Raw genomic sequence first — 25,751 nt, forward strand, 5'->3', positions numbered from 1 at the left:
CCATGACGACCTCCACCACCCACGCCGGTGACACGCTCACCCGCAACGCCCTGACCGTCCTCCAGCCCGGCTTCGACGGCACCACCGAGGTGCCGGACTGGGTGCGCCGCCGGATCGGCGAAGGCCTCGCCTCCGTCAGCCTCTTCGGCCGCAACGTGCGGACCGCCGAGCAGGTCACCGCGCTCACCGCGCAGCTGAAGGCCGAGCGCGACGACCTCCTCATCGCCATCGACGAGGAGAGCGGCGACGTCACCCGCCTGGAGGTGCGCACCGGCTCCTCCTACCCGGGCAACCACGCGCTCGGCGCCGTCGACGACCCCGACCTCACCCGCGAGGTCGCCGCCGACCTCGGCCGCCGCCTGGCCGCCTGTGGCATCAACTTCAACTGGGCGCCGTCCGCGGACGTCAACGCCAACCCGGACAACCCGGTCATCGGCGTACGGTCCTTCGGATCCGACCCCCTCCTGGTCGCGCGGCACACCGCCGCCTACGTCGAGGGCCTGCAGTCCTCCGGCGTCGCCACCTCCGCCAAGCACTTCCCCGGACACGGCGACACCGCCGTCGACTCGCACCACTCGGTGCCGCTCATCGACGTCGACAGGAACGTGCTCGACTCCCGTGACCTGGCGCCGTTCCGCGCCGCGATCGCCGCGGGTACGCGCGCCGTGATGAGCGCCCACGTGCTTGCCCCGGCCCTCGACCCCGACAACCCGGGGACCCTCTCCCGCCGCATCCTCACGGACCTGCTCCGCGGGGAACTCGGCTACGAGGGCCTGATCGTCACCGACGGCATGGACATGCACGCCATCGCGGGGACGTACGGCTTCGAACGCGGCTGTGTCCTCGCCATCGCCGCGGGCGCCGACGCGATCTGCACCGGCGGCGGCCCCTCCGACGAGGGGACCGTGCTGCGGCTGCGGGACGCCTTCGTCGAGGCGGTCCGCACCGGGGAACTGTCCGAGGAACGCCTCGCCGACGCGGCCGCACGCGTGCGGGCGCTGGCGAGCTGGACCTCGGTGTCGGGCGCGGCCAGTCGTTCGGGGGGCGCGCCCGACACCGAGATCGGCCTGGTCGCGGCCCGCCGCGCACTGACCGTCACCCGCGGCGAGACCTACGCGGCCCCGGTCACCGAGGCCCCCTACGTCGCCGCCTTCAGCCCCGTCGCCAACATCGCGGTCGGCGACGAGACCCCGTGGGGCCTGGCCGCCCCGCTGGAGCGGCTGCTGCCCGGCACGGAGTCCGGCAGCTACTCCGGCGAAGGATCGGGCGACAAGGCGCTCGCCGCCGCGGGCGACCGGCGCATCGTCGCGGTGGTCCGCGACGCCCACCGGCACACGTGGATGTCCGACGCCCTGAAGACCCTCGTCTCGGCCCGCCCCGACACCGTGGTGGTCGAGATGGGCGTCCCGCAGTCGGCCCCGACCGGCGCCCTCCACGTCGCCACGCGCGGCGCGGCCCGGGTGTGCGGCGAGGCGGCGGCGGAGGCGATCACGCGCGGCTGATCGCGGACGGTCGCAAGGACCCGCATACGGCATACGAAGAGGGGCGCTCCCGACCGGGAGCGCCCCTCTTCGTATGCCGTACGCGTGCCGTACGGCTCCTAGGCCTACAGACCTAAATGCCCTGCCAGTCGGGCTTGTTGACGAAGGTGTGCCGGAAGTAGTCGGCGAGCTTCAGCTTGGAGGCCGCGGCCTCGTCCACCACGACCGTGGCGTGCGGGTGCAGCTGGAGCGCGGACGCCGGCACGACCGAGGCCACCGGACCCTCGACCGTCGCGGCCACCGCGTCCGCCTTGCCCTCACCCGTGGCGAGCAGCACCAGGTGCCGCGCCTCCAGGATGGTCCCGATGCCCTGGGTGATGACGTGGTGCGGGACCTGCTCGATGTCGCCGTCGAAGAAGCGCGCGTTGTCCACCCGCGTCTGCTCCGTCAGCGTCTTGATCCGCGTCCGCGAGGCGATCGAGGAGCACGGCTCGTTGAAGCCGATGTGCCCGTCGGTGCCGATGCCGAGCAGCTGCAGATCGACGCCACCGGCCTCGGCCAGCGCCTTGTCGTACGCCTCGCAGGCGGCCTGCACGTCGTCCGCGCTGCCGTCCGGGCCCATGAAGGACGTCTCGTTCAGCCCGAGCGGCTCGACGACCTCGCGCAGGACCACGGAACGGTAGGACTCGGGGTGCCCGGCCGGCAGCCCGACGTACTCGTCGAGCTGGCAGATGCGCGCACGCGAGGCATCCACGGCACCGGCGGCGACCTTGGCGGCCAACGCCTCGTAGATGGGCAGCGGGGTGGATCCGGTGGCGACACCGAGCAGGGCGTCAGGCTTACGGCGCACCAGGGCGGCCATGGCCTCCGCGATGAGCTCGCCGCCTGCCTTGGCGTCCGGGACGATGACAACTTCCACGCTGGGCCTGCCGATCTGGAGAGGGGCTCAAGAGGACTGGTGGTATAGACCAATCTAGCAGAGCTGTGCCGCCAGAACAGTCGATTCCTGCGGTCCATGCTCGGCTCTCCACACCACGTCCGCCCGTCGAGCGCGGGTCGAGCGCGGGTCGAGTGCGCGTCGAGCGGCCGTCGAGCACGCGCCACCCACCCGGACCCCGGACGGCATCCCTGCCCGCTCTCCCCGCCCTGCCCCTACCCCCGCCTCCCCCTCGCCCCGCAGCCCGCAGCAGAGGCGCCCCCGGCCCCGAGCAGGGAGAGTGGGAGGCATGACCGCCATGACTCCGCAGGGCGGGCGCGACCCGCAGGCCGGGCACGACCCGCAGAGCGAGCAGCCGGGCCGGATCATGTGCCGGGAGATGGCCGAGCAGCCCGAGGTCCTGCGCCGCATCCTCGACACCGGCGCCCCCGAGATCCGGGAGACCGCGCGCCGCGTCGCCGAGAAGAAGCCCCGGTTCGTCCTGCTCTCCGGCCGCGGCACCTCCGACCACGCCGCGCTCTACGCGAAGTACCTCCTGGAAGTACGCCTCGGGCTGCCCTGCGGCCTGACCTCGATGTCGACCATCACGGCCTACGGAGCCAAGCCCGACCTCAGGGACGTCCTCGTCGTCACCGTGAGCCAGTCGGGCGGCTCGCCCGATCTGGTGGCCTCCGCCCAGGCCGCGCGCGAGGCGGGCGCCATCACCCTGGCCGTGACCAACAACCCGGACTCACCCCTGGCCGCCGTCTGCGAGCACCACATCGACATCCTCGCGGGACCGGAGAAGGCGCTCCCCGCGACGAAGACGTACACCGCGTCCCTCCTCGCTCTCCATCTCTTCGTCGAACGGCTCGCCGGACCCGGCGACGACGCCGGGTCCGCCGCGTCCCTGCCGGACTTGGCGGCCCAACTCCTCGACCGGCAGGGCGAGGTCAAGAACCTGGCCGCGCGCTACCGCTTCGCGGACCGCATGGTGATCACCTCCCGTGGCTACGGCTATCCGACCGCGAAGGAAGCGGCCCTGAAACTGATGGAGACCAGCTACATCCCGGCGCTCGCCTACTCCGGCGCCGACCTCCTGCACGGCCCGCTGGCCATGGTCGACAACATCTCGCCGGTCATCGCGGTCGTCACGGACGGCCGGGGCGGCGCGGCACTCCAGCCCGTGCTCGACCGGCTGCGCGGCCGCGGCGCCGATCTGGTCGTGATCGGCCCCAGGGCCCAGGTCGAGCAGGCGTCGGCCGGGTTCGTCCTGCCGACCGAGGGCGTCCCCGAGGAGCTCCAGCCGATCCTGGAGATCATCCCCCTGCAACTGCTCGCCTATGAGGTCACCATCGCCCGCGGCCAGGACCCCGACTCGCCCAGGGCGCTCGCGAAGGTGACGGAGACGCGCTGACCGGGAGGCGCCGGCCCGCGCATCCGGCCCCGGTCACAGGCCCAGCATCGACCCGCCCGTCGCGTCGATGTACTGACCGGTGATCCAGCGCCCGTCCCGCGAGGCCACGAACGAGACGATGTCCGCCACGTCGGCGGGTGTGCCTATGCGGTCGAATGTCGAGTACCCCGCCATCTCGGCGCGCTGATCCTCGGGGACGCCGTCCATCATTTCCGTGCCGATGATGCCCGGCGCGACCGCGTTCACCGTGATTCCGCGCGGGCCGAGCTCCTGGGCCAGGGTGTGCGTCAGGACGTTCACCGCGCCCTTCGTCATCGAGTACGCCACGGTGACGGGGAAGGCGATGCGCGTGACTCCCGACGAGATGTTGATGATGCGTCCGCCGTCGCGCAGCCGGCCGAGTCCCTGCTGGGTGACGAAGAACAGCGCCTTGGCGTTGACCCCGAACACCCGGTCGTAATCCGCCTCCTGGACCTCTCCCGCGTGGGCGTAGAGCCCGATGCCCGCGTTGTTCACCAGGATGTCCAGACCGTCCGCGTGCCGGTCGAACTCCGTCCAGAGCGTCTCGGCGTCACCGGGCACCCCCAGCTCCGCGCCGAACGCGAAGGCTGATCCGCCCGCGTCCTCGATCGCGGTCACGGTCTCCTTCGCCGCGACCTCGTTGCTGCCGAAGTGCACGCCGACCCGTGCCCCGTCGCGTCCCAGCCGCTCCGCGATCCCGCGGCCGATGCCCCGGCTGCCGCCCGTGACCAGCGCCGTCTTTCCCGCAAGCCTGCCCGCAGATGCACCCATGACCAGGCGCCCCCTCTTTCTCTAGTGGTCGCTACAGAAAAAACCGTATCCGATCCCGATCTCATTTACTAGTGCCCGCTATACAATTCACTCCATGGCGACGAAACAGCGTGGACGCCCCCGCTCCTTCGACCGTGAGACGGCGTTGGAGCAGGCGATCCGGACCTTCTGGGAGAACGGGTACGAGGCGACGTCGGTCTCCGACCTCACCCGCGTCATGGGCATCGGGGCCCCGAGCCTCTATGCCGCGTTCGGCGACAAGCGGACGCTCTTCGACGAGGTCGTCGTGCGGTACGGGCTCACCCACGGCGCCTTCGGCGGCCGCGCCCTCGACGAGGAGCCGACGGCGCACGCCGCCGTCTCGCGGCTGCTGCACGAGGCCGCGGCCGAGTTCACCGACCCCTCCCACCCCCGCGGCTGCCTCGTCATCTCCGCGGCCACCAACTGCACGACGCCGGAGGTGGAGGAGGCCCTGCGCGAGCGCCGCAACGCCAACGTGGCGGCCATGGCGTCCCGCGTCGGCGCGGCCGTCGCGGCGGGGGAGCTGCCCGACGACACCGACCCCGAGGCCCTCGCCCGCTATGTGGCGGCGGTCTTCCAGGGCATGTCGCAGCAGGCCAGGGATGGCGCCACGAGGCAGGACCTGGAGGCGGTCGCCGATCTCGCCATGCGCGCGTGGCCACAGGGCCGACTGTCGGAGAAGGGAACCTGACACTCGGAGGAAGAGACGACAACAAACATCTGCCGACGCGTAGACATAGGAGAATGGTCTAGTCCACAATGCGTGGGTAAAGCATCCGCCCTCCCCGCACAGGAGGGTGGACCGAGGAGCCGGCGCTCTCTGCCCTGACCGCGCCGGAGCCTCCCGATCGGCGGCCAGTACCGCACATTCTGGCGGCCGATGCACCTGAAGGGCTGCGGTGCCGTGGGCGGGCTGAGGGTCCCGCCCCTGGCGCCGCGGCTCGTCGGGCAGCGCGCGGCCCCTCACCGCGCCGCAGGACGGCCGTCGGCCCACCGGCGGAAACGTCGGGGGAGCGGCCCCGCGGAGAGCGAAAGGTACGCTCGCACGCGTGCCCTCCATGAACGAACTCGTACGCCAGCACACCGCCCTCGGCGACTCCGACCTCGAGTGGCTGCACCTGCTGGTCTCGGAGTGGCAGCTGCTCTCCGACCTCTCCTTCGCCGACCTCGTGCTCTGGGTCCCCACGCGCGACGGCACCCGCTATGTCTCCGTGGCACAGATGCGGCCGAACACCGGCCCCACCTCCTACCAGGACGACATGGTGGGCCACCTGGTCCCGCGCGGCCGCCGCCCCCTCCTGGACGCCGCCCTCGACGAGGGCCGCATCGTGCGCGAGGGCGACCCGGAGTGGCGCGAGGAGGTTCCGGTGCGGGTCGAGTCCATCCCCGTACGCAGGGAAGGGCGCGTCCTCGGCGTCATCGCCCGCAACACCAACCTGCTGACCGTGCGCACCCCTTCGCGCCTGGAGCTGACCTACCTCCAGTCGGCGTCCGACCTCGCGCAGATGATCGCCGCGGGGTCGTTCCCGTTCCCCGGGCAGCAGGTCGACATGGACGCCTCGCCGCGCGTGGGTGACGGTCTGTTGCGGCTCGACGCCGACGGCGTCGTCCAGTACGCGTCGCCGAACGCGCTCTCCGCGTACCACCGCCTCGGCCTCGCCTCCGATCTCGTCGGCCACCACCTGGGCACGGCGACGGCCGAACTCGCGCCGTCCCGCGGTCCCGTGGACGAGGCGCTCGCCAAGGTCGCCAGCGGCTGGGCGCCGCGCGAGTTCGAGATCGAGGGCGGCGACGGCGTGATCCAGCTCCGCGCGATCCCGCTCAAGCCCAAGGGGCCGCGCATCGGTTCGCTCGTACTCCTGCGCGACGTCACCGAACTCCGCCGCCGCGAGCGCGAGTTGATCACCAAAGACGCGACCATCCGGGAGATCCACCACCGGGTGAAGAACAACCTCCAGACGGTGGCGGCGCTGCTGCGTCTCCAGGCCCGCCGAATCGATTCCGCCAAGGGCCGCGAGGCGCTCGAAGAGGCCGTACGACGGGTGGGCTCGATCGCCATCGTCCACGAGACGCTCTCGCAGAACCTGGACGAGCGCGTGGAGTTCGACGAGATCGCCGACCGGGTGCTCGCGATGGTCGCCGAGATCTCACCCGGCAAGGTGACGGGCCGGCGCACCGGCCGCTTCGGGATCCTCGACGCCGAGGTCGCCACCCCGCTGTCGATGGTGCTCACCGAGATCCTGCAGAACGCCTTGGAGCACGGGTTCCGCGAAGGGGACACCGGCACGGTCGAGGTCTCCGCGGTCCGCGGCGGCACCAGCAAGGAATCGCGGCTCCTGATCACCGTCCAGGACGACGGCGTCGGACTGCCCGACGGCTTCGATCCGCACCGCTCGGGCAATCTCGGCCTGCAGATCGTGCGCACCCTGGTCGAGGGGGAGCTCGGCGGCACCTTCGACATGGTCCGCGCCCCCGAGCGCGGCACACAGGTCATCCTCGACGTACCGGTGCGCGGCGACAAATAGCGTCGGCAAACGGGCAAGTACGCACACGGACGCAAAAAGCGCCGCACAGACGAAAGCAGTGAGCCCCGGACCTAGGTGGTCCGGGGCTCACTGCTCACGTTGCGTTGCGCATCGGGGGTACTGCGCGGCTGCGGCTCGGGGGCGGGAGATGCGTACTCGCTGTACGCGCCGCCAAGCTCAGGCTCGTGGGGGGCGTGGTCGTCAGGCGCTGGCCTGGCGTGCACGGTTGCGAGCGGCGCGGCGCTTCATTGCGCGGCGCTCGTCCTCGCTGAGGCCACCCCAGACGCCGGAGTCCTGGCCGGACTCGAGCGCCCACTGCAGGCACTGCTCCATGACGGGGCAGCGGCGGCAGACGGCCTTGGCTTCCTCGATCTGCAGCAGCGCAGGACCGGTGTTGCCGATGGGGAAGAAGAGCTCGGGGTCTTCCTCGCGGCAAACGGCGTTGTGACGCCAGTCCATGGCTGCTACCTCTCCTTGGTATTACATGCGGGTTGCTTGTGAATGTGAACGCTTTCACGAATCCCCCCGCACGGGAAGGGCCGACAACCAGTCGCCTGGTGTGGACCTTTGGTGGAGGAGGGGTTCTGGCTCTCTGCGGGGCCGATGTTGCGGGCCGTCCCGATCGCCATGTAGAGATTCGCAAACCTCGGCTGCGGATACAACCCCTTCAGGAAAGTTTTTTTTGATTCCTCAGTGTCGACTGGGTCACAGCCGTACTTCCATGGGGTGGACCCTGGCCTAAACGTTCGAGTGAAAGGACTTTAGGCCCTTCCACTCACACAATCACACGCAGTGCACGGCGTACGCCTGTGAACGTCACGCTCGTCCGCAGCCCGAGGTGGTCACCGTCCATCTGGAGGGGCAAGGGGACCTTCGATTGCAAGGTGAAGTCCGTGAGGTCGTGGAGCGTAACCGCGTGCTTACCGTGCGGTCCGCGATCCGGCGTCGACGTCAGGAGCTGCGTGCCGTACCTGGCCACCGCGGCGGTGGAGAGCTTCTTCAGACCGAGCACGTCGAGGCCGGTGTCGAAGGAGGCCTGCGGGGACGCGTACAGGGGGCGATTGCCCAGGTAGGAGTAAGGGGAGGTGTTGCAGACTATGGACATCACCAGATCGGTCACCGGGTCCTCGCCGGGCCGCTCCAGCGTGATCATCCCGTGCCTGCGGTGCGGCTCGTCGAGGAACTGGCGGAGCACCTGGCGCACATAGAGGGCGTGCGTCGAGCGCCTGCCGAGCTCCCGCTGCTGTTCGACCCTGCCGACCACTCCACCGTCGAAGCCGAGTCCCGCGCAGAACGTGAACCAGCGCGACGGCACGGCCTCGTCCTCCGTGCCCGGGGTGCCGCCAGCGATGCCGAGGCCCACCGTGCGCTCACTGCCCTCGCGCAGGGCGTCAAGGAGGGCACCGGTGGCCTCCACGGCGTCGTTCGGCAGCCCCAGGGCGCGCGCGAAGACGTTGGTGGAGCCGCCGGGCACCACGGCGAGGCGCGGCAGCCGGTCCGGGTCGGGGCCGTGGTGCAGCAGTCCGTTGACGACCTCGTTGACCGTGCCGTCGCCGCCGAGGGCGACGACCAGCTCGATGTCCTTGCTCTCCGCGGCCTGCCGGCCCAGGTCCCTGGCGTGGCCGCGGTACTCCGTAGTGACCGCTTCGAGCTTCATCTCGCTCGCCAAGGCGTGGACCAGGACGTCACGCGTACGCGCACTGGTGGTGGTTGCCGCTGGATTGACCACGAGGAGTGCACGCATGCGAAGCAGACTACCTAGCCGTCTTTACCTGGCCCAGACCGAGGTGCCGGGCGGCGCCTACGCAGAGCTACCCTGCTGGGGTGAGTACTGAGCGGAAATCCACCCCCGAAGCCCCGGAGACGCCCGAGACGGGACCGCGTCCCGGACGGCTGACCGCCGCCGCGGCACTCGCGGGACTGGAGGGGCTCGCCCTCCTCGGCGGGGGTCTCTACATGCTCGTGATGGGGCTCGCGGGATCGCCCGACAGTCCGCGCCAGGCCGAGACGGGCGGCATCACGCTGATCGTCCTCGCGCTGCTGCCGCTGCTCGCCGCGCGCGGGCTGCTGAAGCTGCGCCGCTGGAGCCGGGGGCCCGCGATCATCACCCAGATCATGGCGCTCCCGGTGGCGTGGCAGCTGTTGCAGGCCGACAGCGCGGCGATCCCCGCGGGCATCGCGCTCGCGGTCGTGGCGGTCGCCTCGCTCGTCCTCCTGCTCAGCCCCTCGACGACCGAGGCCCTGGGGATCCGGGGCCCCGGTGCCGCGCAGGACCAGAAGTAGTCACTCCTCGACGAGGAGCTTCTCGCGCAGCTGTGCGAGCGTGCGCGCGAGCAGGCGCGAGACGTGCATCTGGGAGATGCCGACTTCCTGGGCGATCTGCGACTGCGTCATGTTGCCGAAGAAGCGCAGCAACAGGATGCGCTTCTCGCGCGGCGGCAGGTCCTCCAGGAGGGGCTTGAGCGACTCGCGGTACTCGACGCCCTCCAGGGCCTCGTCCTCGGCGCCCAGGGTGTCCGCCACGGCCGGTGACTCGTCGTCCGTGTCGGGGACGTCCAGGGACAGCGTGGAGTACGCGTTCGCCGACTCCAGGCCCTCCAGGACCTCCTCTTCGGAGATGGCCAGCTTCTCCGCCAACTCGTGCACGGTGGGGGAGCGGCCGTGCAGCTGGGACAGCTCGGCGGTCGCCGTCGTCAGCGCGAGACGCAGCTCCTGAAGACGCCGCGGAACGCGGACCGCCCAGCCCTTGTCGCGGAAGTGCCGCTTGATCTCGCCGACGACCGTGGGCGTCGCGTACGTGGAGAACTCCACGCCGCGCTCCGGGTCGAAGCGGTCCACGGACTTGATCAGACCGATCGTGGCGACCTGGGTGAGGTCGTCGAGCGGCTCGCCGCGGTTGCGGAAGCGGCGGGCCAGGTGCTCGACGAGCGGCAGGTGCATGCGGACGAGCTGATTGCGCAGCTCCGCGTACTCCCGACTGCCGTCCTTCAGGGCGCGCAACTCGATGAACATCGCGCGTGCGCCGCTGCGGTCCTGCGGATCGTGCCGGCCGTGCTGGTGCTCGCTCATGTTTCCCGCCCGTCGCCCGCCGCCTCGGCCGGAGAGCTTCCTGCGCCCGTCCTCGGCGGTCGGCTCTGCCTGCTCCGACACATCGGCCACCGTCAGCGGACCCGGCTTCTCCGGCTCCTCCGGGTGCGGCTTGGCCTGCTGCTCGGGGATTCCGGTGGTCATACGGGGCATCCCCTCCCTGCCGCCGACGGGCAGACCTTGTGTGCCGCGCTCTTCTTCCCGCACCGGCCCGTCCCCGTTCCTCACGCCGGCCCGGGTCCCGCGCCGCGCTTCTTGTAGAGGCTGATCGAGACGGTGTTGTCCTCGGCGACGGTGGAGTCGACCTGGCCCGCCAGGGCCGACAGCACAGTCCAGGCGAAGGTGTCCCGCTCAGGGGCCCGGCCGTCGGTCGTGGGAGCCGAGACCGTCACCTCCAGTGAGTCGTCGACGAGCCGGAAGACGCAGCTGAGCACGGAGCCGGGCACGGCCTGCTGGAGCAGGATCGCGCAGGCCTCGTCGACCGCGATCCGCAGGTCCTCGATCTCGTCGAGAGTGAAGTCCAAACGCGCCGCGAGGCCGGCCGTCGCCGTCCGCAGCACCGACAGGTAGGCGCCCGCAGCCGGAAGGCGGACCTCCACGAAGTCCTGATTCCCGGGCTCGCCTGCGATCTGGGACACCCTCACCTCCAAGGTGGTACAAGCACTTTCGGGGCTCCGGTCCCGCCGAGCAGCGGCGGGTCCGGACTGCGTCACACGGGTAACGCACCACGTCGTTCTGCGGTGACGCTACCGCGCTCCACAGCTCTGTGTCCCGGGGACCCCGCCCCGATGCTGTCACTCATAGTAAGCCTACGGGTACGGACAGTGGCTAGGGGTCTGCGGGCCCAATTGCAAACTACGGACCGTCACTTCGACAGGCAGGTGACGTACCCAGGCCTCAGACGATCGAACCGTCCACGAAGCACCAGCGCCAGCTCTCGCCCGGTTCGAAGGTACGCATCACCGGATGTCCGGTGTCCTTGAAGTGCGCGGTCGCATGCTGGAACGGCGACGAGTCGCAGCAGCCCACGTGCCCGCACAGCAGGCACAGCCGCAGTTGGACGGGGTGGCTGCCGACCGCGAGGCACTCGAGGCACGTTTCGCTCAGCGGCTCGGGTTCGGGGTGCGGCAGCGCTGTGACGTGCGAGCACTCGTTCATGATGGCCAGGTTACGACGGGAACGCGGAAGGCGGAGGGGTCTGGCGATGGACGTATTGCCGCTGGTGGCACTGATCGCGGCGAGCGCGGTGGTGGCCGGGGCCGCGCGCAGGACTCCGGTACCGGCGCCGCTGCTGCTCGTCGGGGTGGGGCTCATCGCCGCGTACATCCCCGGAGTGCCCGACTACCACCTGGATCCGCACGTCGTGCTGCCGCTGATCCTGCCGCCCCTGCTGCACACGGCCGCCCTGGAGAGCTCCTATCTGGACCTGCGTGCCAACCTCAGGCCGGTCGCGCTGCTCTCGGTCGGTTACGTCCTGTTCGCCACGCTCGCCGTCGGCTGGCTCGCGTATCTGCTCATCCCCGACCTGCCGCTGACCGCCGCGCTCGTCCTCGGCGCCGTCATCGCGCCCCCGGACGCGGTCGCGGCGACCGCCATCGCCCGCCGGGTGGGGCTGCCCTCGCGGATCACCACGATCCTCCAGGGCGAGTCCCTGGTGAACGACGCGACCGCGATCACCGCCTACAAGGTCGCGCTCGCGGCGGCCGTCGGCGAGGGCGCGAGCTGGGCGGGCGGCATCCAGGAGTTCCTGGTGGCTGCGGTCGGCGGGGTCGGCGTCGGGCTGCTCCTCATGGTGCCCATCCACTGGCTGCGCACCCACCTGAAGGAGGCGATGCTGCAGAACACGCTGTCGCTGCTCATCCCCTTCGTCGCGTACGCGGCCGCCGAGCAGGTCGGTGCCTCCGGAGTGCTCGCCGTGGTCGTCGTCGCGCTCTACCTGGGACACCGCTCCTGGCAGGTGGACTTCGAGACGCGGCTCCAGGAGGCCGCGGTGTGGAAGGTCGTCGCGTTCATCCTGGAGTCGGCGGTCTTCGCGCTCATCGGGCTCCAACTGCCCGTCGTGCTCAAGGGGCTCGGCGAGTACGGAGTGGGGCAGGCGGTCTGGTACGCGGTCGGGGTCTTCGTCTTCGTCGTGCTGGTGCGGTTCGTGTGGTCGTACCCGGCGACGTATCTGCCGCGGTGGCTCTCGACGCGGATCAAGGAGCGCGAGAGCGACATGGACTGGCGGCGGCCGCTGATCGTCAGCTGGGCGGGGATGCGGGGCGTGGTCTCGCTGGCGATCGCCTTCTCCATCCCGCTCGTGATGGATGACGGGGAGCCCTTCCCCGCGCGCAATCTTGTCTTGTTTTTGACCTTCACCACGGTGATCGGCACGCTCGTCGTGCAAGGACTCTCGCTGCCCTGGCTGATCCGTGTCCTGAAACTGCCGGGCCGCGACGCGCAGGCGCAGACCCTCGCGGAGGCGCAGGCGCAGAACGCCGCCTCACAGGCCGCCGAGGCTCGGGTGGAGGAACTCATGCGGGACCGCCGCAACTGCCTTCCTCCGCCCCTCCAGGACCGTCTGCGCACCGTTCTGGAGCGGCGCCGCAACTCCGTGTGGGAGCGACTCGGTCAACCCAACCCCGTCACGGGGGAGTCGGCGGACGACACCTACCGCAGGCTGGCGCGCGAGGCGATCGCCGCGGAGCGCGAGGTGTTCGTGCGCATGCGGGACGAACGGCGCATCGACGACGAGATGATGCGGACCCTGCTGCGCAAGCTGGACCTGGAGGAGGCGGCCGCCTACCGGGAGGTCGAGGACTGAGCCGGCTCCTCGCGCGTGCCGGTGATCACGGCGGTGAGGCGGGTCCCGGGGCAGAAGGCGCCCTCTTCGGAGAGGGCGGTCAGCGCGTACAGGAGCTTGGCGACGTAGAGGCGCTCCACGGAGAGGCCGAGCGCGTGGCCGTGCCGGTCCTCGAAGTCCTCGGCGAAAGCCAGGAGTTCGGGGGTGGTGCGGGCGTAGCCGCCGCAGTGGAAGCGGTCGTCCAGGCGCCAGTTGCCGGTCGGGGCGCCGAACGCGCCGCGTTGCAGCTCCCGTATGTCGGAGCCCAGGAAGCCGCCCTTGAGGACCGGTATGCCAAGGGCCCGACGGTCGGGGCCCAGCCCGGCGGCGAGGCCCGCAAGGGTGCCGCCGGTGCCGCAGGCCACGGCCGCCACGTCGGTGCTCCCGCGCAGCTCCTCGCCGAGCGCGGTACAGCCGCGTACGGCCAGGGAGTTGCTGCCGCCCTCCGGGATCACGTACGCGTCGCGGGCGTCCGCCGCGCTCAGCAGCCCGGCCAGCGTCCCGGGCTCGTGCTTGCGGCGGTACGTCGCCCTGTCGACGAAGTGCAGCCGCATGCCGTCAAAGACGCAGCGGGCCAGGGAGGGGTTCAGGGGGCGCTCGGCGAGTTCGTCGCCGCGGACCACGCCGATCGTGGCGAGGCCGAGGAGACGGCCCGCGGCCGCGGTGGCGCGCAGGTGGTTGGAGTAGGCGCCGCCGAACGTGAGCAGGGTGTCGTGGCCCGCCGCGGTCGCGGCCGCCAGGTTCAGGACGAGCTTGCGGTACTTGTTGCCCGGCAGATCGGGGTGGATCAGGTCGTCCCGCTTGAGCCGCAGCCGCACGCCGTGCCGGGCGAACCGGTCGTCCTCGACGCACTGGAGCGGCGAGGGCAACAGGGGACGGGGGCCGGCCGGGGCGGGTGTGACGGGCGGGGTGTGGCGCACCCCGCCATTGTCCCCCGTGGCCTGCCGTCCGGCAGGGGAGCCCGTGCCGGGCTCCCTGTGGGCTCCTTCGTACCGGGCTCCCCGTGGGCTACTTGAGGCGCTCCTCGATGCGGTCGCGCATCCAGTCCATGGTGAAGCCGCGCGGGTCCACCTTGCCCGGCTGCCACTCCAGGTGACCGATGACTGAGCGCTGCGTCCAGCCGTGGTGGCGGCAGATCGCTGCCGAGACCTTCTCGATCGCCGCCAGCTGCTCGTCGGGCCAGGGGTCCTCGCCGTCGCCGAGGTTCTCGCACTCGAAGCCGTAGAAGTAGCGGTTGCCGTCGGTGTTCGCCTCGTTGTCGGGCGGCAGCCGCTTCTCGGCGATCACGGCGCGCAGGACGTCGTCGTCGCCGAGGCCCGCGTGATTGGCGCGGCCGTAGCCGACCAGGTGGACGCGGCCGTCCTTGGTGATGACGCCGTGGCAGAGCGGGCCCGGCAGCGACGCGTATCCGTCGCGGCAGATCTCCACCGTGCGCTGGCTGCCCGACGTCACCGTGTGGTGGATCACGACGCCGTGCACGGGCCCCCAGGGGCCCTTGTGGTTGCGGTTGTGGTGCTCCCAGTCGCCGACCTCGACGACGGTCACGCCTTCGTCTCGCAGGATGTCCAGGAACGTGCCCGCGGACATGGGTGGGGCCATGACCGGCTCCTTTGCGGGGCGCGACGGCCGCCGGTCGCGGTCCGCCTCGTACGCCCTGCTTTTACCCGGAACTCCGGTGCCCGGACCAGTCGTTCGGAACCAATCCGGTGACTGTTCGGGCACCGTGCGAGCCGATCCGGTCAGTTGCCGTGCAGGAAGCCGTCGCCGTTCGCCGCGATGTGCGACTCCAGGGCCTGGAGGGCCTGCTGGGTGTCCTGAGGGGAGCCGGTGCCCCGACGCTCCGCGTAGTACGCGGCGCCCAGCTTCTTCAGGAGGGCGTCGCCCGCCCGCTTCTCCTGGACCTCGTCGACCTTCTGCTTGCCCTGGGCGAGCGCGCTCTGCGCCTGTTCCTTGGCGCGATCCAGGAAGCCTGCCATTGCTGTCTCCTGCCGGTCGGTGCGGTGGGTGCGGGTGGTGCCTGTGTCCCGCGTGGGTTTCAACGGGTGCGCGGATCTTGGAGTTCCCCGCGCCCGTCCGGTCATGCCGTGAGCTTGCGCATCAGGCGTACCCCCTGGGCCGGCTTCATGTGCGGCAGATACGCCTTGCCGATGGCCCGGGTGATGTTGGGCAGGGCCGCCGGGTCCGGATAGCACATGTACATCGGCCGGTACGTGGGCTGGAACTTCGCCTTGAAGTTGAGCAGGGAACGGAATCCGTAGACCGGTTCGAGGACGCGGCCCGCGTAGTCCAGGAGGCGCTGGAGCGCGGCGGGCGGCTCACCGGTGTCGGAGCGGGCGAGCGGCGCTCCGGAGAGGCTCAGGAACGCGGCGCCCTCCTCCTTGAAGCCGAGCGCCGCCGACGCGATCAGGAACTCCATCGAGCCGCGGAAACCGTCGGAGCGGCGGCGCATGAAGTCCAGGGTCCAGCCCACCGGACGCGGCTCGACCGGGGCGCCGCCCGCTTCCCCGTTCCCGCCCCCGGACGAACCGGCGTCTCCGTAGACCGGCATCCAGCTCGTGATGCCGTGCACCGTGCGGTCCTCGTCGACCGCGAGCAGACAGCGCACATACGGATCGTCCAGCTCGTCGAGGCCGCCCAGCGTGAAGCCCATCTCCGGCAGCCCCTTGTCGGCCACCCACTCCTCGGAGATCGAACGGATCTGGTCCGTCAGGGCGATCGGCGCCTCGGGGAAGGAGTGCCACTCGGCGGTGATGCCCTCCTTCTTGGCCTTGTTCAGGGCCGTGCGCACGTCCTGCCACTTCTTGCCCGTGAAGGCCAGCTCCGGGAGCGGTACGACGGTGTCCTCGGCGACCTGCACCGAACTCCAGCCCAGCGCGTCCGTGCGGGCCTTGGCGTCGGCCGTGACGCTGTAGAAGCACGGCGTCCAGCCCCGTTCGTCGCAGTACTCGGCGAAGCCGTCGATCGCGTCCGCGCGCGCCGACTCCTCCCCGAAGGGGTCACCCGTGGTGAGCGCGACCGTGGAGTGCACCCGGTAGGCGACGGCGGCCCGGCCGTCCGCGGAGAACCAGTAGTGGTTGCCCGGCCAGGTCGTCAGATACGAGAGCGTGGAGCCGCCGTGCGCCGAGAGCAGGGCACGCGCGCGTGAGGCCGCGTCGTCGTCGGCGTGCGTCAGGGGCCGCCGGAACGCCACGAAGAGGGCGATCAGGGTGACCACCCAGAAGAGCATCCCGCAGTACTCGTACAGCGCGAGCGCGGTCCCGCCGACCGGTACGGGGGCCTGCCCCTGGAAGAAGAACGGTTCGTAGCTGGGCGGAAAGAACTGGGTGGGCAGGCCCGACACCAGCTTCGAGAACGTCGCGTCGGGCGTGAACTGGTCGCGCACCGCGTAGCCGATGCCCACATACGCGAGGCAGGCGAGGAGCAGCGCGCCGCCCGCGGTCCCCAGGAGCCAGGTCACGGTGGCCCGCGCGAGGAGCTGGTCGAAGAGCCTGCGGGTGAGGAAGAGCAGCACCAGGACAAGCAGCGGCAGCAGCATCTGTTCGACGACCGCCTGGATCATCGCGGCCTTCTGGTCGGCCTGGTCGCTGCCCTCCAGTACGTAGCGGTCCGCGTGCGAGACGATGTCGCTCAGCAGATACGCCATGAGCCCGAGCCACAGCAATTGCGCGGCCACCGTGATCCGCCAGGAGAGCCGCAGACCGCGCCGCAGCCCCTCGGCGAGGACGAGCAGCAGCAACGGGATGGCGATGCCCATCAGCATCGCGGGAGAGCCGTAGAAGTGGTCCTGGGCCTGGATGCGGGCACACTCCGTGCCCCCGCTCACGCAGGCGTCGGCGATCTCCTGGGCGCTGGGACCCCCGGAGACGTACAGATCGAGCACGTTGAAGGGGCCGAGCGAGTCCTTGTAGAGCGTGGCGACCAGGGGGCCGATCGCGGAGGCCGCCACCACCAGGGCGACCAGGACCCGGCCCTCGGAGTGCGAGGCGTGCGGCATCCGCAGCCGGTGCGTCTCGCGGTGCGCGAGCGCACCGATGCCCAGACCGACCACCGTGCCGGCCAGGACCAGCACGCCCTGGAGATGACCGACGTACAGCGCGAGCATCAGCGGGAAGACGATCAGGATCAGCTGGAGCCTGCGCCGCCACAGGGCGCTGAGCCGGAAGCTGAGGAAGGCGCCGACGGCGCAGGCGGCGACGGCGGGCGTCGCGGTCAGGTCCTGAGCGAGCCCGTCGAGCCAGTCCTCGCCCGCCAGCGAGCCGAGCTTGACGACCCCGGTGCCCAGGAGCGAGCCGAGCACCTGCCCGAGGAAGAACACCATGCCGGTGCGCAGCGATCCCATGCGCTGCTCGGCCGCGGAGCCGAGCAGCAGCAACAGCAGGGTCGAGCCGATGTAGTTGCCGATCCCCGAACACCACAGGACCGACGTCAGCGGCGTCCACCAGCGGCCGTCGGCGAGCGCGGGCACACCCACGCCCACGTTGTCCAGGAGCGACCGGGGCGGGCCGCCGCCGAGACTGCCCGTGAACGCGCCCACCGCCCACAGCGCGACGACGGCGAACACGGTGACGGGCGCGCGGCGGACCGGTTCGAAGGCCCGGCCGACGGCGCGCAGCCAGCGCACCGGGCCGTGCTCGCCCGGCGGCGCGAGCGGGGCCGGAGGGGCCGGGTCCTCCGCGGCGGCTGCGGATGCCTCGGAGGTGGTCATCTCCCGAGCCCACCAGCCGCCGGGGTCCGACACATCCCGGGCTGGGCCGAACGAGTGGAAACGCCCTCCCTGCCCAGTCGAGGGCTGGTCCATTCCCGCTCGTTTGTGTAATGGCGCGGGCACGCTGCGTGCTGGAAGGCTGGGCGGCGTAGATCACCGCAGGTACGTGGGAGGGCATAGCCAATGTCGGTAGGCGAAGAGATCCGTGCCGAGTCGGAGCAGCCGCAGCAGAGCCTCGGCACGTCGGCCGCACGGAATCTGGCCACCACCACCAAATCGGCACCGCAGATGCAGGAGATCAGCTCCCGCTGGCTGCTGCGAACGCTGCCATGGGTGCAGGTGCAGGGCGGCACCTACCGGGTGAACCGAAGGCTGAGCTACTCGGTGGGTGACGGCCGGGTGACCTTCGTGAAGACGGGCGACCGCGTCCAGGTCATCCCCGCCGAGCTCGGCGAGCTCCCGATGCTGCGGCACTTCGAGGACCAGGACGTGCTCGGCGAGCTGGCGCAGCGCTGCCAGCAGCGCGAATTCGCCGCGGGCGAGGTCCTCGCCTCCTTCGGCAGCGCGGCCGACGAGGTCTTCCTGCTCGCGCACGGCCGCGTGGAGAAGGTCGGCACGGGCCCCTACGGCGACGACACGGTGCTCGGCACGTTCGCCGACGGCGCCTACTTCGGGGAGCAGGCGCTCCTGGACTCCGAGTCGATCTGGGAGTACACCACGCGCGCGGTGACCGCGTGCACCGTCCTCGCGCTGCCCCGCCAGGACCTCGAACAGGTCGCCGAGCGCTCGGAGTCGCTGCGCGCCCACCTCCAGCAGCTGCGCTCCATCCCCGCGCAGCGCACCAACACGTTCGGCGAGGCGCCCATCGACCTCTCCGCGGGCCACGTCGGCGAAGCGATGCTGCCCAGCACCTTCGTCGACTACGAATCGTCCCCGCGCGAGTACGAGTTGAGCGTCGCCCAGACCGTGCTGCGCATCCACACGCGCGTGGCCGACCTCTACAACCAGCCGATGAACCAGACCGAGCAGCAACTGCGGCTGACCGTCGAGGCGCTCAAGGAGCGCCAGGAGCACGAGCTCGTCAACAACCGCGAGTTCGGCCTCCTGAACAACTGCGAGTACGACCAGCGCCTCCAGCCGCACGACGGCGCGCCCAGCCCGGACGACCTGGACGAACTGCTCAGCCGCAGGCGGGGATCCAAGCTCTTCCTGGCCCATCCGCGCGCGATCTCCGCGTTCGGCCGCGAGCTCAACAAGCGCGGACTCGTCCCCGAGACCATCGACGTGGAGGGCAACCGGATCCCGACCTGGCGCGGCGTGCCGATCTACCCGTGCAACAAGATCCCGGTCACCGAGGCGCGGACGACCTCCATCATCTGCATGCGTACGGGCGAGGAGGACCAGGGCGTCGTCGGACTGCGCCAGACGGGCATCCCGGACGAGATCGAGCCGAGCCTGTCCGTGCGGTTCATGGGCATCAGCGAGCAGGCGATCATCTCGTACCTGGTCTCGACCTACTACTCCGCCGCGGTGCTCGTGCCCGACGCGCTCGGCGTCCTGGAGAACGTCGAGATCGGCCGCTGGAGGTGACCGAACGGCCCTGGGCGCGGGCCGGTTCGGGCCGGGGTCCATGGCCGGGCCCGTGTTCGTGTCCTGGCCCGTCGCACGGGGTACATGCCTTGCGTACGCGCCCACAGGCCGAGGAAACGCCACCGTCCACATCCTCTTCGGGGTGAGTCCATGACGGACACGACGACGGATACGGGCACGGGTACGGACACAGGTGCGGAGAGGGGCGCGGGCGCGGGTCCGGTCGAGGGTGCTGGTCCCGGTGGCGGTGCGGGTGGGGAGCACGAGGCCGCCGAGATACTGGCGGCCGCGCGGCTCTGTGTCGACCCCGAGCTCCGGCGGGCCGTGGACTCGCTGCCCGGGTCCATGCGCAGGGTCGCGCTCTACCACTTCGGGTGGGAGCACGTGGACGGTACGCCCGCGGCCGGGCACCCGGGCAAGGCCATCAGGCCCGCGCTGGTGCTCGCCGCGGTGCGGGCGCTCGGCGGGGAGCCCGCGATGGCCGTACGGGCCGCGGCGGCCGTGGAGTTGGTGCACAACTTCACGCTGCTGCACGACGACGTGATGGACCGCGACACCACGCGTCGCCATCGGCCCACCGCGTGGACCGTGTTCGGTGACGCCGACGCGATCCTCGCCGGTGACGCGCTGCAGGCGCTGGCGCAGCGGCTGCTCGCCGAGGACCCCCACCCCGGGGCCTCGGTGGCGGCCGCCCGCCTCGCGGCCTGCGTCGTGGAGCTCTGCGCGGGGCAGCACGCGGACTGCGCGCTGGAGCGGCGCGGGCCCGACGAGGTCACGCTCGACGAGTGCCTCGCGATGGCCGAGGCCAAGACGGGGGCCCTGCTCGGGTGCGCGTGTGCGCTGGGGGCGGTGTACGCGGGGGCGGGGTGCGAGGAGGTCGAGGCGCTCGACGGGTTCGGGCGCGAGGCGGGGCTCGCCTTCCAGCTCATCGACGACGTCATCGGGATCTGGGGGGATCCGGGGCGGACCGGGAAGTCCGCGGGGGCGGATCTCGCGGCCCGGAAGAAGTCGTTGCCGGTGGTGGCCGCGTTGGGGTCGGGCACGGCGGCCGCGGTCGAGCTGGCCGAGCTGTACGCGCCGGGGGCGAAGGGCGCGGCGGGGGAGGGGGAGTTGGCGCGGGTCGCCGGTGCCGTGGAGCGGGCCGGGGGACGGGACTGGGCGCAGGGGCACGCGGCCGACCGGATGTCCCGTGCCGTGGGCCAGTTGGCCCGCGCGGTGCCCGATCCGGCAGCCGCGGGCGGGCTGTTGGCGCTCGCGGAGTTCGTTACACGGCGTACGTACTGAGGCCGTTTCCGCGGGCGCCGGGTGGCGACGGGGGGTCCGGACCGATCACCTAGTGGTCGGCTGTCGAAGTCCTTCGGGAGTTGGCTCCGGAGCCGATGTTCTGCGTGGCCTCTTCTCAGGCCTCAGGCCTCAGGCCTCAGGCCTCAGGCCTCAGGCCTGGGGACCGGATTGTGCGTGCTCAGGACAGGGTTGCGGCCCGGCGTCGTACCAGCAGATTCTGCACAGTGAGGGTCACCGCCAGATACAGGTAGAGGGTCGAGGGCCCGAGCAGTCCGACTCTCGTGGTGTGGTCGATCCATGCGTCGAGGCCGACGTGCACCACGAGGGAGACGAGCCATAGGGCCGTGGTAGCCGGCGTTCCCTTGCGTAGCACCTCGCCCTCAGCGGCACACCACACCTTCACGGTGCGGGCGCGCACCAACCCGAACCCTCCGGCGACAACGAAACTCGCCACCACTAGAGCGATGGTCGCGGCACCCAGCGGATGCTCCTCCACCACAGAGGCCACCCCGAAGGCGAGCGCGACTATCCCGAGCGCCCCCAGGACTCCCAGCAGCACCAGCCCGCCCTTTCCCCGTACGGGCCGGGTGCGCAGTTGCCGACGTATCACCAGCGCGACGATCACGATCCCGATGACGATGCTGCCGCCGTTCACCGTCGAGTCCCCCTTGTGCACCGCTCCATGACGGCTGAACGGCAATGAGCTGACTCCAGGATGAAGTTGCTGGTGGGAAGGGTTGCGCGGGTCCGGTCGGTGGCTCTCACGCTGATAGTGGGCCGGCCGGGCAGTGAGTGACTCCCTGTCAGCTTCTGCGCGTGGGAGGTCTTGGTCGACTCCGAGAGAATGGACATGGAAGCATCCTGCCTCGCCTCGTCAGGTGATGCGGCAGCCTTCGGCCGATAAGATCGAATTCTGCTGACTGGCCTGCTTGCGCTCCCTGTTGCCGCCGCCTGTCCGATATCGCCGACCGTCTCGCAGAGGTACCGGCTGAAGAAGATGGCCTACGGCCGCAAGCATGTGGACACAGTGCGTGCGGACTTGGAGGGGCCGGTTCGCCGAAGAGGGCATGCCCGGGCCGGCCGACCGCTGACGCACCGGTCGCCCGCCCTCGTTCACCGCGCTGCACCGCGGCGGCTCCCTGGCCTGCCTGGCCGCCCATGACGTCCGCCGCGCGAAGGCCCAACGACTTCCCCGGCTTGACCCAAGTCGGGGACCGGCTTCGGGCCTTCGAAGTCCGTTACAACGCCACAGCACAGCCGTTCCAGCGGAAGTTCACCACCTCCGGCCTGGACGATCTGCTGGCCAGGCTCGACCGGTACACCACCCATCACCAGCAAGAGTCCTCCGTGGCACTCACAACATGATCAACCCCCGAAGGACTTCGACAGCCGATCACTTAGGCTGCAACCGCTGGAGCATGGTGCGCGGTGGGGCGTGAGGTGAGGGGCGGGCTGTGGTGGTGGGGATACGGCGGGCCGGGGAGGGCGACCGGGAGGATGTCGTCCGGCTGCTCGACGAGGCGTTCATGCAGGACCCGGTGAGCAGTTGGGTCTTTCCCGGCGAGGAGCACCGGCTGCGGATGCACGCCGGGCTGATGGAGGCCTTCTTCGATCTCGCACTCGCCGAGGGGTTCGTCGACGTGACCGAGGACGGCGCTGCCGCCGCCCTGTGGTGGTCGGTGCCGGCCGGGGTGCCCGAAGGGGAGGAGGACGGGCCCGCGCTGCTGCGCGAGGCGGTGGAGCCGGCGAACGAACGCGTCGAGCTCATCGGCCGGTTGACGGACTCGGTCCACCCGACCGACCGGGCCCACCAGTATCTGCACCTGATCGCCGTGCGGCCGGGGCGGCAGGGCGAGGGGCTCGGCACGGCGCTGGTCGACGCGGTGCTCGAGCGGTGCGATCGCGAGGGGCACCACGCGTACCTCGAAGCGAGCAACGCGCGCAGCCGCGATCTGTACGCGCGGCTCGGTTTCGTCTTCATGGGGACGACGCTGGACCTGCCGGACGGGCCGCGCATGTGGCCGATGTGGCGTGAGCCGCGCGGAGTCGCGGGCGGGATCAGCGGCTGACGCCGCGGGGGCTGCCTCGCCGTTCGTGGCCGCAATAGCCTGAGGGCATGGGCAGCGATGGGGGCGGGGCCGGCCCGGGTGCGCAGGACGAACCCGTGTGCGGGCACTGTGGACAGAACGTGGGTACGGCGATCAGGCGGCGCAAGGTGCTCGGGGTGTTCGTCCCCGTGTGGGGCCCGGGGCCGTGCCGCAACGCGGAGTGCGAGGCGTGCGTCGTGGACGACGAGGGCGGGGAGCCTTCGGGGCGGTCGGCCGCGCGGCGCCGCGGGCACGGGCACTCCCACTCGCGGGTCAGGTCCAGGGGGCGGCCGCGGGACGGCGAGGCCGGTGAGGGCGCGGCGCCTTCCGGAGCGGAGGGTGTGACGCCCTCCGGCGGTGAGGACGTGACGCCTTCCGGCGGCGAGGAGGCCTCTGACAACGCCGGTGGGGGCGGCTGACGTTCGCGCACCTGGCGGCGTCGAGGCGACCGGCTGACCGGGGCGGCTCCCGGGCGGGGATAGGGTCCCACGGTCGGTGATGTCGCCTGGGAGGGGTGCCATGAGGGTGCGGTGGGGTGTGCTCGCTCTGGCGAGTGCGGTGGGCGCGGTGGGGACCGTGCTGACGGGATGCGGTTCCGGAGCGGATGACGGGGTGCCGGGCCGGCGGCTCGACGCCGGAGAGCCGAGGGTCACCAGCCACGCGGACTATCCCGCGACTCCGCTGAGCAAGTACGAGCTGAGCGACCGCGACAACAAGCGTAAGGAGCAGGCGACTTCGCGTCTCGTGCAGCGGTGCATGCGCTCCTACGGCTTCGCGGACTTCCCCCTCTACCCCCGGCCGGAGAAGCCCCAGGAGATGGGCGAGACCTTCAGCCTGACGGCGCTCTCGGTCTCCCCGTACGGCATGCTCGACCTCGAACAGGTGCGCCGTTGGGGCTACGGCTTCGACCCGGACCAGGCCGAGTTCACGCCGGAACCCCTGGGGCCCGAGGGGCGGGCCGTGACGAGCCAGGAGCGGGAGGTCCTGAACGACTTCGGCAGGGCCGGGCACGCGCGCGCCGTGGTGGACGGCCGCAAGGTCCCCGAGGGCGGCTGCACCGGGGAGGCCGCGCGCCGGCTCATGGGGGACGAGGCGAAGCGGATGCGCCTGTGGGGTTACGTCGACGAGCGCTCCGTGGAGATCGACAAGGTCGTCGCCAAGGACGCGCGCGTGCGCCGGGTGTTCCGTGACTGGTCGCGCTGCGTACGGGACAAGGGCTTCGCGTCGTACGAGAGCCCGGCGGCGGCCTTCCGCGACGAGGGCTGGCGTAAGGGTGCGTCGGGCGGCAACACGGCGCGTACGAAGCGGGAGTTGGGCACGGCCGTCGCCGACGTCGAGTGCAACAGGAAACTGAACGTCGCCGGGGTGTGGTGGGTCGTCAGCGCCGAGAAGGAGCGCGCCGACATCCGGCGCAACGCGGGGCGGTACGAGGCCGTGCGCGCGGATCAGGAGCGGTTGCGGGCGGGGGTCCGCGAGGTGCTCGGCGAGGGGTGAGGGGTACGCGTTCCGGCGCCGAGGTCCGTCGTCTCAGCGCCGTCGTCGGTCGCGGTGGCGGGCGACCGCGTCGTTGTTCGCGCACCGCACCGAGCAGTACGCGCGGCGGCCGTTGCGGGACGTGTCGACGAAGGCGGTGCCGCAGGACGCGCGGGCGCAGCGGCCCAGGCGGTGGGCCTCGGCGAAGCAGACGACGTAGGCCAGGCCCGCGGCGGTGAGGGCGCGGACGTGGGCGGCCGGGTCGGCGGCGGGCGCGCTGTAGTGGAAGTGCGGATGGCCATCGTGCAGGGTGATGCGCGGGCTGCTCGACGCCTGCGCGAGGAGGGCGTTGACGCGGGCGCACCGGTACGGGAGGTCCTGCGGCCCGAAGCATTCCGCGAGCCGCGCGGCCCAGCCCCGGAGTTCGGCCTCCTCGGCGGCGCTGAGGGCGTGTTCGGTGACGCCTCGCGCGGCGAGGAGCGGGGCCAAGGGGGCGTCTCCAGCAAGGGAGTTGACCAGGTCGGCGGCGAGCAGGGCCGCCTCGCCCCCGTAATGGTTGAAGTGCATAAGGGCATGACACCACGCTGACGGACGTGAGAGACACGGCGCGGGGGCAGAGGCGGGAGCGGGACGGTGGGCGGAGTCCGGGGCGTGACGGTGATGGTGCCGCGCGGGCCCCGGGTGCGCGCCTCGCCGCCGGGCTCGTGCTCGCGCAGGTACTCAGCCTGCAACTGGGTTCCGCGCTGGCCAAGGGGACGTACGGCCAGGTCGGGCCCACCGCGCTGGCGGGGATGCGGCTCGGGTTCGCCGCGCTCGTCCTGTGGACCGTGGTCAGGCCGCGGCTCGCGCGCCTGACGGCCGCGCAGTGGCGTGCGGCGGCCGGTCTCGGTGTCGTCTTCGCGGGCATGAACACCGCCTACTTCCAGGCGATCCGCCACCTCCCGCTGGGCGTCGCGGCGACCCTCGAACTCCTCGGCCCGCTGGCGCTCGCGCTCGCGCTGTCCCGCGGGGCCGCGCATCTCCTCTCCGGGCTGCTCGCGCTCGCCGGGGTGCTGTTGCTCGCGGTGCCCGGTGGCGCGCTGCCCGGCGCTGGTATCGCGGCGGGGGTGGCGGCCGCGCTGTGCAGGGCCGGGTACGTGGTCCTCAACCAGCGGGTGGGGCGCCTGTTCCCCGGGTGGGACGGGCTGACCGTGGCCCTCGGGATCGGGGCCTGCCTCCTGGTGCCGGTCGCCGCGGCGACCGACGGACGATCTGTCGCCGCGCACCCGGCGCTGCTGGGCACCGGTTTCCTGGTCGCGCTGCTCTCGTCCCTGCTCCCGTACTCCCTGGACCTACTGGCCCTGCGCCGCATCGGCGCACGGACCTTCGGCGTCCTGCTGGCGCTCGGCCCCGCGGTAGGAGCGGCCGTGGGCTTCGCCGCCCTCGGCGAGCGGCTCGGGCCCCGGGAGTGCGCGGCGATGGCTCTGGTGGTCGCGGCGGGGGCGTGGTCCGTGCGGACGGCGGAGTGAGTGGGGGGGGAGTGAGTGGGGGGGGCGAGCCCGGGGTGGGCGCC

Annotated in this window: 25 protein-coding genes; 12 read left to right on the top strand and 13 right to left on the bottom strand. The window is 71.5% G+C overall.

All coding sequences use genetic code 11. The annotated features are described in order from the left end of the window. Nucleotides 1-2 precede the first annotated feature (2 nt). Complete coding sequence (locus tag ACIO9J_RS08280; protein ID WP_401994460.1) at nucleotides 3-1,502, top strand: glycoside hydrolase family 3 protein; 1,500 nt, start codon at nucleotides 3-5, stop codon at nucleotides 1,500-1,502. Between the two features lie 112 nt (nucleotides 1,503-1,614). On the opposite strand, the gene nagB is transcribed toward ACIO9J_RS08280, so the two are convergent. After that, the gene (gene nagB / locus ACIO9J_RS08285; protein ID WP_401994463.1) at nucleotides 1,615-2,400 is read right to left on the bottom strand and encodes a glucosamine-6-phosphate deaminase; all 786 of its coding nucleotides are present in this window, start codon (nucleotides 2,398-2,400) and stop codon (nucleotides 1,615-1,617) included. A 307-nt stretch (nucleotides 2,401-2,707) separates the two neighbouring features. Here nagB and ACIO9J_RS08290 point away from each other — a divergent pair, with 307 nt between their 5' ends. Then, nucleotides 2,708-3,814 (top strand): SIS domain-containing protein, encoded by a 1,107-nt coding sequence (locus ACIO9J_RS08290; RefSeq protein WP_401994465.1) that lies wholly within the window; start codon nucleotides 2,708-2,710, stop codon nucleotides 3,812-3,814. Nucleotides 3,815-3,847: 33 nt separating this feature from the next. On the opposite strand, the gene ACIO9J_RS08295 is transcribed toward ACIO9J_RS08290, so the two are convergent. Further along, nucleotides 3,848-4,606, bottom strand: a complete 759-nt coding sequence (locus tag ACIO9J_RS08295; protein ID WP_401994468.1) for an SDR family oxidoreductase — start codon at nucleotides 4,604-4,606, stop codon at nucleotides 3,848-3,850. A gap of 94 nt (nucleotides 4,607-4,700) precedes the next feature. Here ACIO9J_RS08295 and ACIO9J_RS08300 point away from each other — a divergent pair, with 94 nt between their 5' ends. Both ACIO9J_RS08300 and ACIO9J_RS08305 read left to right on the top strand, forming a co-directional pair. Next, nucleotides 4,701-5,318, top strand: coding sequence for a TetR/AcrR family transcriptional regulator (locus ACIO9J_RS08300; RefSeq protein ID WP_401994470.1), 618 nt, complete (start codon nucleotides 4,701-4,703; stop codon nucleotides 5,316-5,318). A gap of 367 nt (nucleotides 5,319-5,685) precedes the next feature. Then, the gene (locus ACIO9J_RS08305; protein WP_401995909.1) at nucleotides 5,686-7,152 is read left to right on the top strand and encodes a sensor histidine kinase; all 1,467 of its coding nucleotides are present in this window, start codon (nucleotides 5,686-5,688) and stop codon (nucleotides 7,150-7,152) included. A 201-nt stretch (nucleotides 7,153-7,353) separates the two neighbouring features. On the opposite strand, the gene ACIO9J_RS08310 is transcribed toward ACIO9J_RS08305, so the two are convergent. Beyond that, nucleotides 7,354-7,611 carry a WhiB family transcriptional regulator gene (locus tag ACIO9J_RS08310; protein ID WP_016639615.1) on the bottom strand — a complete coding sequence of 86 codons (258 nt, stop codon included), beginning with the start codon at nucleotides 7,609-7,611 and terminating at the stop codon, nucleotides 7,354-7,356. A 316-nt stretch (nucleotides 7,612-7,927) separates the two neighbouring features. Then, nucleotides 7,928-8,896 carry a diacylglycerol/lipid kinase family protein gene (locus ACIO9J_RS08315; RefSeq protein ID WP_401994473.1) on the bottom strand — a complete coding sequence of 323 codons (969 nt, stop codon included), beginning with the start codon at nucleotides 8,894-8,896 and terminating at the stop codon, nucleotides 7,928-7,930. 80 nt (nucleotides 8,897-8,976) lie between these two features. Here ACIO9J_RS08315 and ACIO9J_RS08320 point away from each other — a divergent pair, with 80 nt between their 5' ends. Beyond that, nucleotides 8,977-9,435, top strand: coding sequence for a hypothetical protein (locus ACIO9J_RS08320; protein WP_401994476.1), 459 nt, complete (start codon nucleotides 8,977-8,979; stop codon nucleotides 9,433-9,435). Here ACIO9J_RS08320 and ACIO9J_RS08325 read toward each other — a convergent pair whose 3' ends face one another. From ACIO9J_RS08325 to ACIO9J_RS08335, 3 genes are all read right to left on the bottom strand, one after another. Next, on the bottom strand, nucleotides 9,436-10,467 hold the full coding sequence (locus ACIO9J_RS08325) for an RNA polymerase sigma factor SigF (RefSeq protein WP_401994478.1): 1,032 nt from the start codon (nucleotides 10,465-10,467) through the stop codon (nucleotides 9,436-9,438). Next, nucleotides 10,464-10,877: an anti-sigma regulatory factor gene (locus ACIO9J_RS08330; RefSeq protein ID WP_030780840.1), complete on the bottom strand. Its 414-nt coding sequence runs from the start codon at nucleotides 10,875-10,877 to the stop codon at nucleotides 10,464-10,466. The genes ACIO9J_RS08325 and ACIO9J_RS08330 overlap by 4 nt, the downstream gene beginning before the upstream one ends. A 259-nt stretch (nucleotides 10,878-11,136) precedes the next feature. After that, nucleotides 11,137-11,397: a UBP-type zinc finger domain-containing protein gene (locus ACIO9J_RS08335; RefSeq protein WP_055551725.1), complete on the bottom strand. Its 261-nt coding sequence runs from the start codon at nucleotides 11,395-11,397 to the stop codon at nucleotides 11,137-11,139. Nucleotides 11,398-11,443: 46 nt separating this feature from the next. Here ACIO9J_RS08335 and ACIO9J_RS08340 point away from each other — a divergent pair, with 46 nt between their 5' ends. Further along, on the top strand, nucleotides 11,444-13,042 hold the full coding sequence (locus ACIO9J_RS08340) for a Na+/H+ antiporter (RefSeq protein ID WP_401994481.1): 1,599 nt from the start codon (nucleotides 11,444-11,446) through the stop codon (nucleotides 13,040-13,042). Here ACIO9J_RS08340 and ACIO9J_RS08345 read toward each other — a convergent pair. The 4 genes from ACIO9J_RS08345 to ACIO9J_RS08360 all read right to left on the bottom strand — a co-directional run bounded on the left by ACIO9J_RS08345 (nucleotide 13,021) and on the right by ACIO9J_RS08360 (nucleotide 17,765). Further along, nucleotides 13,021-13,980 (bottom strand): 1-aminocyclopropane-1-carboxylate deaminase/D-cysteine desulfhydrase, encoded by a 960-nt coding sequence (locus ACIO9J_RS08345; RefSeq protein ID WP_401994484.1) that lies wholly within the window; start codon nucleotides 13,978-13,980, stop codon nucleotides 13,021-13,023. The genes ACIO9J_RS08340 and ACIO9J_RS08345 overlap by 22 nt on opposite strands. Before the next feature lie 88 nt (nucleotides 13,981-14,068). After that, complete coding sequence (locus tag ACIO9J_RS08350; RefSeq protein ID WP_401994487.1) at nucleotides 14,069-14,659, bottom strand: N-acetylmuramoyl-L-alanine amidase; 591 nt, start codon at nucleotides 14,657-14,659, stop codon at nucleotides 14,069-14,071. A gap of 140 nt (nucleotides 14,660-14,799) precedes the next feature. Continuing rightward, nucleotides 14,800-15,036 (bottom strand): hypothetical protein, encoded by a 237-nt coding sequence (locus ACIO9J_RS08355; protein ID WP_401994490.1) that lies wholly within the window; start codon nucleotides 15,034-15,036, stop codon nucleotides 14,800-14,802. Between the two features lie 101 nt (nucleotides 15,037-15,137). Continuing rightward, a complete protein-coding gene (locus tag ACIO9J_RS08360) occupies nucleotides 15,138-17,765 on the bottom strand; it encodes a rhomboid family intramembrane serine protease (RefSeq protein WP_401994493.1) in 2,628 nt (875 codons plus the stop codon). A 183-nt stretch (nucleotides 17,766-17,948) separates the two neighbouring features. Here ACIO9J_RS08360 and ACIO9J_RS08365 point away from each other — a divergent pair, with 183 nt between their 5' ends. Continuing rightward, nucleotides 17,949-19,355, top strand: coding sequence for a family 2B encapsulin nanocompartment shell protein (locus ACIO9J_RS08365; RefSeq protein ID WP_401994496.1), 1,407 nt, complete (start codon nucleotides 17,949-17,951; stop codon nucleotides 19,353-19,355). A 150-nt stretch (nucleotides 19,356-19,505) separates the two neighbouring features. Then, nucleotides 19,506-20,639 (top strand): family 2 encapsulin nanocompartment cargo protein polyprenyl transferase, encoded by a 1,134-nt coding sequence (locus ACIO9J_RS08370; protein ID WP_401994499.1) that lies wholly within the window; start codon nucleotides 19,506-19,508, stop codon nucleotides 20,637-20,639. 178 nt (nucleotides 20,640-20,817) lie between these two features. On the opposite strand, the gene ACIO9J_RS08375 is transcribed toward ACIO9J_RS08370, so the two are convergent. Beyond that, a complete protein-coding gene (locus tag ACIO9J_RS08375) occupies nucleotides 20,818-21,294 on the bottom strand; it encodes a hypothetical protein (protein ID WP_401994502.1) in 477 nt (158 codons plus the stop codon). Nucleotides 21,295-22,093: 799 nt separating this feature from the next. On the opposite strand from ACIO9J_RS08375, the gene ACIO9J_RS08380 reads away from it, so the two are divergent. The 3 genes from ACIO9J_RS08380 (at nucleotide 22,094) to ACIO9J_RS08390 (ending at nucleotide 24,220) form a co-directional block, all read left to right on the top strand. After that, nucleotides 22,094-22,708 carry a GNAT family N-acetyltransferase gene (locus ACIO9J_RS08380; RefSeq protein WP_401994505.1) on the top strand — a complete coding sequence of 205 codons (615 nt, stop codon included), beginning with the start codon at nucleotides 22,094-22,096 and terminating at the stop codon, nucleotides 22,706-22,708. 47 nt (nucleotides 22,709-22,755) lie between these two features. Beyond that, complete coding sequence (locus ACIO9J_RS08385; RefSeq protein ID WP_401994508.1) at nucleotides 22,756-23,145, top strand: hypothetical protein; 390 nt, start codon at nucleotides 22,756-22,758, stop codon at nucleotides 23,143-23,145. Nucleotides 23,146-23,245: 100 nt separating this feature from the next. Next, nucleotides 23,246-24,220: a hypothetical protein gene (locus ACIO9J_RS08390; protein WP_401994511.1), complete on the top strand. Its 975-nt coding sequence runs from the start codon at nucleotides 23,246-23,248 to the stop codon at nucleotides 24,218-24,220. 33 nt (nucleotides 24,221-24,253) lie between these two features. Here the strand turns inward: ACIO9J_RS08390 and ACIO9J_RS08395 are convergent, their stop codons facing one another. After that, on the bottom strand, nucleotides 24,254-24,766 hold the full coding sequence (locus ACIO9J_RS08395) for a CGNR zinc finger domain-containing protein (protein WP_401994514.1): 513 nt from the start codon (nucleotides 24,764-24,766) through the stop codon (nucleotides 24,254-24,256). Nucleotides 24,767-24,792: 26 nt separating this feature from the next. On the opposite strand from ACIO9J_RS08395, the gene ACIO9J_RS08400 reads away from it, so the two are divergent. Continuing rightward, entirely contained in the window at nucleotides 24,793-25,707 is a 915-nt protein-coding gene (locus ACIO9J_RS08400) for an EamA family transporter (protein ID WP_401994518.1), read from the top strand. The last annotated feature ends 44 nt before the right edge of the window (nucleotides 25,708-25,751 follow it).

It is taken from the genome of Streptomyces sp. NPDC087300 (assembly GCF_044744425.1).
Classification (GTDB): domain Bacteria; phylum Actinomycetota; class Actinomycetes; order Streptomycetales; family Streptomycetaceae; genus Streptomyces.

Coding starts and splice junctions, on each gene's coding strand:
- ACIO9J_RS08290 (WP_401994465.1), top strand. CDS start 2,708: ATGACCGCCATGACTCCGCAGGGCGGGCGCGACCCGCAGGCCGGGCAC.
- ACIO9J_RS08340 (WP_401994481.1), top strand. CDS start 11,444: ATGGACGTATTGCCGCTGGTGGCACTGATCGCGGCGAGCGCGGTGGTG.
- ACIO9J_RS08395 (WP_401994514.1), bottom strand. CDS start 24,766: ATGCACTTCAACCATTACGGGGGCGAGGCGGCCCTGCTCGCCGCCGAC.
- ACIO9J_RS08365 (WP_401994496.1), top strand. CDS start 17,949: ATGTCGGTAGGCGAAGAGATCCGTGCCGAGTCGGAGCAGCCGCAGCAG.
- ACIO9J_RS08335 (WP_055551725.1), bottom strand. CDS start 11,397: ATGAACGAGTGCTCGCACGTCACAGCGCTGCCGCACCCCGAACCCGAG.
- ACIO9J_RS08390 (WP_401994511.1), top strand. CDS start 23,246: ATGAGGGTGCGGTGGGGTGTGCTCGCTCTGGCGAGTGCGGTGGGCGCG.
- ACIO9J_RS08360 (WP_401994493.1), bottom strand. CDS start 17,765: ATGACCACCTCCGAGGCATCCGCAGCCGCCGCGGAGGACCCGGCCCCT.
- ACIO9J_RS08315 (WP_401994473.1), bottom strand. CDS start 8,896: ATGCGTGCACTCCTCGTGGTCAATCCAGCGGCAACCACCACCAGTGCG.
- ACIO9J_RS08370 (WP_401994499.1), top strand. CDS start 19,506: ATGACGGACACGACGACGGATACGGGCACGGGTACGGACACAGGTGCG.
- ACIO9J_RS08350 (WP_401994487.1), bottom strand. CDS start 14,659: ATGGCCCCACCCATGTCCGCGGGCACGTTCCTGGACATCCTGCGAGAC.
- ACIO9J_RS08300 (WP_401994470.1), top strand. CDS start 4,701: ATGGCGACGAAACAGCGTGGACGCCCCCGCTCCTTCGACCGTGAGACG.
- ACIO9J_RS08295 (WP_401994468.1), bottom strand. CDS start 4,606: ATGGGTGCATCTGCGGGCAGGCTTGCGGGAAAGACGGCGCTGGTCACG.
- ACIO9J_RS08305 (WP_401995909.1), top strand. CDS start 5,686: ATGAACGAACTCGTACGCCAGCACACCGCCCTCGGCGACTCCGACCTC.
- ACIO9J_RS08355 (WP_401994490.1), bottom strand. CDS start 15,036: ATGGCAGGCTTCCTGGATCGCGCCAAGGAACAGGCGCAGAGCGCGCTC.
- ACIO9J_RS08385 (WP_401994508.1), top strand. CDS start 22,756: ATGGGCAGCGATGGGGGCGGGGCCGGCCCGGGTGCGCAGGACGAACCC.
- ACIO9J_RS08280 (WP_401994460.1), top strand. CDS start 3: ATGACGACCTCCACCACCCACGCCGGTGACACGCTCACCCGCAACGCC.
- ACIO9J_RS08310 (WP_016639615.1), bottom strand. CDS start 7,611: ATGGACTGGCGTCACAACGCCGTTTGCCGCGAGGAAGACCCCGAGCTC.